General features: G+C 54.2%; 9 protein-coding genes. 3 read left to right on the top strand and 6 right to left on the bottom strand.

Features of this window, described 5'->3' with window-relative positions:
* Nucleotides 1–64: 64 nt before the first annotated feature.
* Genes MLC59_RS12600 through MLC59_RS12590 form a run of 3 tightly spaced genes read left to right on the top strand, consistent with a single transcriptional unit; the run spans nt 65 to nt 1718 of the window.
* On the top strand, nt 65–505 hold the full coding sequence (locus MLC59_RS12600) for a DUF411 domain-containing protein (protein ID WP_248234647.1): 441 nt from the start codon (nt 65–67) through the stop codon (nt 503–505).
* Nucleotides 506–507: 2 nt separating this feature from the next.
* Nucleotides 508–1230 (top strand): cytochrome c biogenesis CcdA family protein, encoded by a 723-nt coding sequence (locus tag MLC59_RS12595; RefSeq protein WP_248234652.1) that lies wholly within the window; start codon nt 508–510, stop codon nt 1228–1230.
* Between the two features lie 56 nt (nt 1231–1286).
* Nucleotides 1287–1718 carry a hypothetical protein gene (locus MLC59_RS12590; RefSeq protein ID WP_248234645.1) on the top strand — a complete coding sequence of 144 codons (432 nt, stop codon included), beginning with the start codon at nt 1287–1289 and terminating at the stop codon, nt 1716–1718.
* Nucleotides 1719–1736: 18 nt separating this feature from the next.
* Here MLC59_RS12590 and lgt read toward each other — a convergent pair whose 3' ends face one another.
* From lgt to MLC59_RS12560, 6 genes are all read right to left on the bottom strand, one after another.
* Nucleotides 1737–2537 carry a prolipoprotein diacylglyceryl transferase gene (gene lgt / locus MLC59_RS12585; protein WP_248234644.1) on the bottom strand — a complete coding sequence of 267 codons (801 nt, stop codon included), beginning with the start codon at nt 2535–2537 and terminating at the stop codon, nt 1737–1739.
* Between the two features lie 215 nt (nt 2538–2752).
* Nucleotides 2753–3016, bottom strand: a complete 264-nt coding sequence (locus MLC59_RS12580; RefSeq protein ID WP_248234643.1) for a hypothetical protein — start codon at nt 3014–3016, stop codon at nt 2753–2755.
* A 370-nt stretch (nt 3017–3386) separates the two neighbouring features.
* Nucleotides 3387–3845 carry an ATPase gene (locus MLC59_RS12575; protein ID WP_248234642.1) on the bottom strand — a complete coding sequence of 153 codons (459 nt, stop codon included), beginning with the start codon at nt 3843–3845 and terminating at the stop codon, nt 3387–3389.
* A 30-nt stretch (nt 3846–3875) separates the two neighbouring features.
* On the bottom strand, nt 3876–4526 hold the full coding sequence (locus MLC59_RS12570) for a methyltransferase family protein (protein WP_248234641.1): 651 nt from the start codon (nt 4524–4526) through the stop codon (nt 3876–3878).
* Complete coding sequence (locus MLC59_RS12565; RefSeq protein WP_248234650.1) at nt 4519–4746, bottom strand: DUF2933 domain-containing protein; 228 nt, start codon at nt 4744–4746, stop codon at nt 4519–4521. Before MLC59_RS12565 ends, MLC59_RS12570 begins: the two co-directional genes overlap by 8 nt.
* Before the next feature lie 71 nt (nt 4747–4817).
* Nucleotides 4818–5888, bottom strand: a complete 1071-nt coding sequence (locus tag MLC59_RS12560) for a YncE family protein (RefSeq protein WP_248234640.1) — start codon at nt 5886–5888, stop codon at nt 4818–4820.
* Nucleotides 5889–6000: the final 112 nt, after the last annotated feature.

The following is a 6000-nucleotide window of genomic DNA, read 5'->3' as shown; positions in this document are numbered from 1 at the left end:
GAAAACCATGAGCTAAACTATGAAAGGTGGGTCAATTTTATTGGCCAAAGGTGGGTCAAAATAGATGGCCATTGACACCGAGTCCACCGGTGAGCGGGCCGCCACCGCTCAGGTGGAGCGCGTCATAACCGTTCACAAGAGCGCCAGCTGTTCGTGTTGCACAGGCTGGATCGAGCACCTTGAGGAAAACGGCTTTGAGGTAACGGTGAAGGACACTGACAACATCAACCAGGTCAAGATCGAGCATCAGGTACCCCGGGAGCTGTCTTCCTGCCATACCGCCATTATCGACGGTGCAGTGATAGAGGGCCATGTACCGGCGACTGACATTGTTGCGTATGTGGACTCACAGTCCCGCCCCTTCGGTGAGCGGACCATCGGTATTGCGGTCCCCGGTATGCCCCACGGGGTTCCGGGCATGGAAACCGGGCGGCAGGATGACTATGACGTGATGGCGTTCGCCGCCGGCGGACGCGCGGAAAGTGTCAAGCGTTACGAGTACTGATGATGCCGGACCTGGCAACCTGGGGCATCATGGCCGCCTTTATGGGCGGCCTGGTGTCCTTCTTTTCCCCGTGTACGCTGCCCCTGGTTCCTGGTTACCTGTCTGTGGTAACTGGCGGGGCGGTCAACGACAGCGTCAATCGCCTGAAGGCGTTCTGGCTGAGCCTTTGCTTTGTGTTGGGTTTCAGTCTGGTGTTCGTGGCCCTCGGCGCGAGTGCGAGTCTGGTGGGTCAGTGGCTCATGGGCTACCGGCAGCAGGCCAACCTGGTTGCCGGCGTGCTCATTGTGCTGATGGGACTGTTCATGATGGGCTGGTGGAGTATGCCGGCCCTGCAACGGGACTGGCGCCTTGGGCAGGCCCTGGAAGGGGGGCGCCCGACGGCATCCTTCCTGCTGGGTGTGGCGTTTGCCATCGGCTGGACACCCTGCATAGGACCAATCCTGGGGGCCATACTGGCGCTCAGTTCTACTCACGCCAATGCCGAAGCCGGCATGTTGTACCTGGCGGTCTATTCACTGGGGCTGGCTGTGCCATTTCTGGTCACCGCCCTGTCGATCGAGCATTTCCGTAAGCGCGTGCGCTGGTTGAGCCGCTGGAGCCGTCACCTGCGGGTGCTCGCGGGTGTGGTGCTGGTTATCATGGGCGTGATGGTGATTACCGGTCAGATGACACGCTTTGCGTCCTGGATGTTATCGGCATTTCCCATGCTCGGAGAGCTAGGCTGAATGGAGATATGATGACTCGCGCGAAGGCACTGTGCCCTGGCTGGATTCTGGTCCTGATGTTCTGGTCCGTCAGTTTCTTTTTGCACTTCTTCTGGGAGATGATCCAGGTACCCTTTTTTGAAGGCATGACGGAAGCGCCTCACGGTGCTGTCATCTGGTTATGCACTCGGGCCGCCGTCGGCGATGCCAATATCGCGCTTTTTGCCTATGGGGTTGCAGCATTGGCGGTACGAAATCTGTTCTGGATACAAGGGCCCTGGCGGAGCCTCGCCCTGGGGAGTTTTCTGGCTGTGGGGTTGTTGGTCACCGTGCTGTTTGAAGCCTGGGCTACCGGTGCCGGCGAACGCTGGCAATACAGCGAATCAATGCCTGTATTGCCACTGCTTGGCACCGGGGTTACTCCGATATTACAGTGGGTATTGATTCCCCTGGTTTCGTTTTATTCCACGCGCTGGATGTACAGAGGATGGCTCAAAAAGGAACAATAACCTGCCTACAGGTTTCCTTCAGCTTTCCGCCATCGCTGTACAAACAACAGGCTGACGCCTGGACCAGCCAATCAAGCCGATGCCCACTATGATCATTGGTAATGTCAGCAGCTGCCCCATGGTCATCCAACCAAAGGCCACAAATCCCAGCTGCGGGTCCGGAAGGCGGACAAACTCAACGGAGAAACGGAACGCGCCGTAGAGCAACAGAAATAAACCGGACGCAGCGCCATTTCGCCGGGGGTTACTGGTAAACCACCACAGCACCACAAACAAAACGACACCTTCCAGCGCCAACTGATACAAAGAAGACGGGTGCCGGGGTTCTGGCCCCATATGAGGAAAGGCCATGGCCCACGGCACCTCGCTGACTCTGCCCGGCAGTTCGTGGTTTATGAAATTACCCAGGCGCCCGGCACCCAGACCGATCGGAACCAGCGGCGCGATGAAGTCGGTAAGCCGAAGAAAACCCAGGCTGTACTTGCGCGCAAAGACAACAACGGCAACCAGCACCCCGGCAAAGCCACCATGAAAACTCATGCCGCCCTCCCAGATTCTGAACAGCCAGAGTGGGTTGGCCAACAACTTGTCGAAATCATAGAACAGCACGTAACCGAGCCGCCCGCCAAGTATTACGCCAACTGCACAGTAGAAAACCAGCGTTTCGATGGCGTCGTAACTCAACCCCAAGCGGTGAGCCCTTCGGCGCCCAAGCCACCAAGCTGCCAGAAAACCAACAAGATACATCAGGCCGTACCAATGAACTTGCAATGGCCCCAGAGAAATTGCCACGGGATTAATGTTTGGGTATGAAAGCATTCAACCTCTTCCTGGCGTGGTTACTAGTCCGCTACGCTAAGTATCGATGTGGCATTTTAGGTTTATCATCCCAAAATATATCGAATCTATACCTGCGAAAGGTTTTTCAATTATGAAATTAGCTTCGCGTGGATGCCTTTTTCCCGAGAAGTTGGCGTCAATCATCATAGCTCGACTGACGCCAAACATGATTTACTTAAAAATATTTATAATAGTTATCTTTCGTGATGGGAACGATTTTTCGCGTTTTTAGTAGGTACATGCATTTTGGCATGAAAATTCTCATGTCTGACATGGATCTCATCGTGCATTTCATGCATTTTTTTATGTTCCATTTTCAGCTCCGTTGTTCGACCTTCAGGGCTTTGTGCTTGAGCAGGGAAACTGCGAGCTTCATTGACCCTGTCGGCCAGCCCCCCCGCATTAGCGGTCATTGATACTGTGAAAGCGAGGATTATGATTACAAATAATTTATTCATGTCTCGTCTCCATAAATTCGGATTGGTAATTCAGGCTGAATTCAGTTTCGACTGATTTAATGCATCTGTCAGTGGCTTTATTGATGTTCATCAAGCCGGGCCATTGTCTTCTTGAGTTAACTTTGCCACAGACACCTCTGTGGCTTTTTTCATTCACACTCGATAAAATAAATTCTGACAGTAAATTATTTTTTATAATCCTCAAGAGGGTGTCATCCTATGTAACTATATTAGATCACGCAGAGCTGAAACTGACCTGAATTCTCAGGAATCGAAACAAATAGTTGATAATTGCTGTGGTTTTTACTTGAACCAGCTTTCAACAACCTGTCGTTTTCGAAATGACGACAATCGACTTGCGTTTCACGCATTAAAGGTCGTCCATTCGACCTATCTGACGGGCCAGACGCATAGATTCGTTCTTCTCCATCTCCAGGAGTGCTGCCAGCAACTCCCGGGCCTCTGGGATTTCCGCTTTCTCCCAGAGGGTTTGGTACAGATCCATCACTTGCCCATGAAAATCCATAACCTCACGGTAGATCCCCTGAAAATCCAGTTTGGCATAGGGCTGGTCACAGGTGCGGTGGGTTTCTATCGGATTGTGTTTAAGGTAATCGTAGACCCGGGTCTCAAGCGTATTGCGGGCACTTTGGCGTTCAAACTCATCAACAATCCGGGCCAGCTCCGCTTCGTGAGCCGAGAGATACTCCAATAGCGCCTTTGTTCTCTCTTCTTCATTAGCCGTCGCACAATGCCCCAGACAACTTGCCAGGTTCTGGTGCAGGTCCCGGGTCCAGTCAATCAATTCACCGAACGTTCTGATGTCCATATTGATACCCTCTTCTGGCTCAGTGATCTATTAAAGTCGCTGTTTCAGATCCCGAAGGTTCGGGATAAAGCGCGGTGTGTTAGCGGCATACTGTCGCCACGTGTCTCCGAAGACCTTTTCGACCTCCTGCTCCTCATGAACGGACAACCGGGAATACATCCAGAGAAGCACCGGGAACATCGCCAACGTGAGCAGTGTCAGCCATTGGAGAAGAAACCCAAACATGATCGACACAAAGCCAACGTACTGGGGATGACGAACCCAGGCGTATAGCCCTGTCGTTGCCAGTTTGCCCTCTTTCTGGGCGGCATAGAGAGTTCGCCAGCCAGCCGCAATCAGATAGAATCCCCCGACAATGAAAGCCGTGCTCAGCAAATGAAACGGCCCGAAATGTGGAGAGCCCTGCCACCCGAACAGCATTTCCAGCAAATGCCCGCTGTTGTGGGAAAACCAGTCCACATCCGGATAGCGAGTCTGCAACCAGCCCGCCAGGAAATAGAGTGTCAACGGGAACCCGTACATTTCCGTGAACAGCGCGACGAGAAAAGCACTGAACGCCCCGAACGAGCGCCAGTCCCGCTTCGTTTGGGGTTTAAAAAAGCTGAATGCAAAAAAGATAAAGACAGCAGAGTTCAGAATAACGAGGCTCCAAAGGCCATAATCCGATGCACCATCAGTCATCACGCTGCTCTCCACTCATTCCCGGTTGCTCTGCCTGGTGGTTATGTCCTCCATGTCCTCCATGCCCTCCGTGCCCTCCGTGCCCTCCGTGCCCTCCGTGCCCTCCGTGCATAAAAATATGGATCAGCGGACAAGCAAGCAGTATCAGCCAGGGCAAGGCGCCAAGCAGATGAACCTTGTGTTCTCCCCAGAGTAAAACCAGTGCGATAACGGCAAACATTGCCAAGGTAATTTTAAAGCGTCGATCCATGAGCGGTTCCTTTGCGAAAAAGCCAGTGTCAGAACAGGGTACTAATGGGCCTCAAGGGATATCTGATGGCCTATGCCGCTCAGCGCGATCTCATCAACCACATCGAGGGATTCCGGGTCGAGCACCCAAAGCTTGTTCTCTGCCCGACTGGTCACCAGTAGCTGGCCATCGTAGGGAGAGACCGCAAGATGATAGGGCGCAGGAGCCAGCGGCCTGGTGTGGCGGGCGCCGCTGGCTAGCTCAATCCGGACCACTTGGTTGCCGCCCTGGCTGGTGGCATAGAGGGTCTGGCCATCTGCGCTCAAGCCAACGCCATGGGGCGCCTCCCCAACCTCGTACCGGTTCGCCACCGCGCCTTTGGCAAGCTCAAGGACAAGAACCTGGCCGGATGCAGCATCATTCACGTAGAGCCGCTGGTTGCCGGGGGCAAGCACCATATGCTCTGGGTTGCCGCCAACTCGCAAATTGCGCTCGACGAACCAGTGCTCGGTATCCACTTCGCTGACCGTGCCATTACCGGTATTGCTGACCAGAAGGGATTGGCCGTCGTCGGTTTGCACCAGATAGTTGGGGGCCGGCCCCGTCGCCACAGTTTTGACCAACTGACCGGAATCCAGATCCACAACGCTGATACTGCCACTGGCAGGATGCGTGGAAACGGCATAGCGACCGTTGGAAGTCACCAGCACATGGTGCACCGGCCCCGGCACTTCCAGTTTGCGGTCAATCGTCTTTGTGGCCGTGTTCACCAAATAGAGCAGCCCGGTACTCCCTGCTTCCAATTCAGTAGACTGCCCGCCCCCATGATGAGCGGCGTGTTCATCTTCTGAAACGCCTTCGGGGCGACTAACCGGCTCCTGACGATCATGCGCCGACAAACTACCCACCACCAGATGCCGGCCATCCGGGGTCAGTGCCGAACCGTGGGTATTCAGTGTGCCGCCAATGGACGACGTCACCTTGCGGTTTTCCAGATCAATAACGCCGACGGCATCCGCTGTGCCCATGGGAACAAATGCCCGGTTTGTGTCTGCGGCCACCATCAGCGAAAAACTCATAGCGACACTGGCCGTAATTCCAGCAATCCACTTCTTGCGCAACGAATGTTTCATAGCGTGCCCTTTTTGGTCAGAGGGTTTCAGTATGATCTCCTCGCCCGGTAAGCAAGATCCCGAACAGGCATGGTCATTACTTGGCAGTCCATCACACCAAGCTGAAACAGGC

This window comes from Marinobacter bryozoorum (genome assembly GCF_023156245.1).
Classification (GTDB): Bacteria; Pseudomonadota; Gammaproteobacteria; order Pseudomonadales; family Oleiphilaceae; genus Marinobacter; species Marinobacter bryozoorum.
The sequence above is the reverse complement of the archived record's forward strand: the minus strand, read 5'-3'. Positions and strand labels throughout refer to the sequence as shown.

Excerpts from the sequence above, each read along its gene's own strand:
- MLC59_RS12600 (WP_248234647.1), top strand. The coding sequence starts at position 65 with ATGGCCATTGACACCGAGTCCACCGGTGAGCGGGCCGCCACCGCTCAG.
- MLC59_RS12595 (WP_248234652.1), top strand. The coding sequence starts at position 508 with ATGCCGGACCTGGCAACCTGGGGCATCATGGCCGCCTTTATGGGCGGC.
- MLC59_RS12590 (WP_248234645.1), top strand. The coding sequence starts at position 1,287 with ATGTTCTGGTCCGTCAGTTTCTTTTTGCACTTCTTCTGGGAGATGATC.
- lgt (WP_248234644.1), bottom strand. The coding sequence starts at position 2,537 with ATGCTTTCATACCCAAACATTAATCCCGTGGCAATTTCTCTGGGGCCA.
- MLC59_RS12580 (WP_248234643.1), bottom strand. The coding sequence starts at position 3,016 with ATGAATAAATTATTTGTAATCATAATCCTCGCTTTCACAGTATCAATG.
- MLC59_RS12575 (WP_248234642.1), bottom strand. The coding sequence starts at position 3,845 with ATGGACATCAGAACGTTCGGTGAATTGATTGACTGGACCCGGGACCTG.
- MLC59_RS12570 (WP_248234641.1), bottom strand. The coding sequence starts at position 4,526 with ATGACTGATGGTGCATCGGATTATGGCCTTTGGAGCCTCGTTATTCTG.
- MLC59_RS12565 (WP_248234650.1), bottom strand. The coding sequence starts at position 4,746 with ATGTTTGCCGTTATCGCACTGGTTTTACTCTGGGGAGAACACAAGGTT.
- MLC59_RS12560 (WP_248234640.1), bottom strand. The coding sequence starts at position 5,888 with ATGAAACATTCGTTGCGCAAGAAGTGGATTGCTGGAATTACGGCCAGT.